The organism is Candidatus Egerieousia sp., assembly GCF_056211015.1.
Genome location: NZ_JBAELF010000084.1, coordinates 1 through 1,501 on the forward strand (window position 1 = coordinate 1; position 1,501 = coordinate 1,501).

Consider the following 1,501-nt stretch of genomic DNA (forward strand, 5'->3'; position numbering starts at 1 on the left):
TCCGACTTCCTGGAAATATGCCTCCATTGATTCAGGCATGTCATAATGAATAACAAACCTCACGTCCTCCTTGTCTATTCCCATTCCAAAGGCATTGGTTGCAACCATGACCCTCACCTTGCCCTTCATCCAGTCATCCTGACGGCGGTTCCTTTCGTTCTTCTCAAGACCGGCGTGGTAATAGAGCGATTGAACTCCGTTGTCATTCAGTATGTTTGAAATCTCCACGCAGGTCTTTCTCTCCCTTGCATACACTATTCCCGTGCCCTGCACTCCATTGCACACCCTTAGAATATTACCAGTCTTGTCTTCAGTCTCCCTTACTATATAACTGAGGTTATCCCGCTCGAAACCGGTTTTGAAAAGCTTGCAGTTCTTCAGACACAACTTTTCCTTTATATCTTCCACCACGATGGGCGTTGCAGTTGCAGTAACGGCTATGGTAGGAATTCCTTCAGGAAGTATTTCCTTGATTTTTACAATTTCAAGGTAAGCAGGTCTGAAATCATATCCCCACTGGCTAATGCAGTGACACTCGTCAACAATAAGCATTGAAACATCCATCTTTGCAACACGCGCCTTGAAAATGTCCGTTTCCAGTCTTTCAGGAGATACATACAGAAGCTTGTAGTTGCCGTAAACGGCATTGTCCAGAATTGAATCTATCTTGTCATAGCTAAGACCTGAGTGGATGCACAGGGCAGGAATACCGCGTTTCACAAGGCCTTCAACCTGGTCCTTCATGAGGGCTATGAGCGGTGATATCACTATTGCAATTCCGCTGCGGCAAAGAGCAGGTATCTGGTAACATATTGATTTTCCGCCACCTGTAGGCATCAGAGCCAAAGTATCGTGTCCGGACATTACGGAATCTATGATTTCCTTCTGTCCGGGCCTGAAGCTTGTGTAACCCCAATATTTATTCAACGCCTCAAGTGCTTCCATTTACCATCAGAAATTACGATACTAATTTACGAAAGATTGGAAAGAATAAAAAATGAAATCTCGGAAATATTGAGTATATTTGCACAAACTGGAATATTAATTTTAATCATTTAATAAAAGTATGTGTAACATTGATCTGACAAAGTACGGCATCAACAATGCCGCAAAAATTATGTACAACCCATCATACGATGACTTGTACAAAGCAGAAATGGCTCCTGGCCTTGAAGGGTATGACAAAGGTGTAATGACGGAACTCGGAGCAGTAAACGTAATGACTGGTGTTTATACAGGACGTTCGCCTAAAGACAAGTTCTGGGTAATGGACGAAGTTTCAAAGGATACCATCTGGTGGACTTCAGACGAATATAAGAACGATAACAAACCTTGCTCACAGGAAAGCTGGGCTGAACTCAAGAAGATTGCCCAGAAACAGCTTTCTGGCAAACCTCTGTATGTTGTTGATGCATACTGCGGTGCAAACGAGAACACAAGAATCAAGGTAAGATTCATAATGGAGGTTGCATGGCAGGCACATTTCGTAAGGAACATGTTC

Annotated in this window: 2 protein-coding genes; one reads left to right on the plus strand and one right to left on the minus strand. The window is 43.2% G+C overall.

Going from position 1 to position 1,501, the window contains the following annotated elements; genetic code table 11:
- Positions 1 to 945, minus strand: a 945-nt coding sequence (locus tag AC06L3_RS06360) for a RecQ family ATP-dependent DNA helicase (protein ID WP_475669784.1), incomplete at its 3' end; no start/stop codon positions are given.
- 121 nt (positions 946 to 1,066) lie between these two features.
- Here AC06L3_RS06360 and AC06L3_RS06365 point away from each other — a divergent pair.
- On the plus strand, positions 1,067 to 1,501 hold a 435-nt coding region (locus AC06L3_RS06365; RefSeq protein WP_475669785.1), incomplete at its 3' end, for a phosphoenolpyruvate carboxykinase (ATP).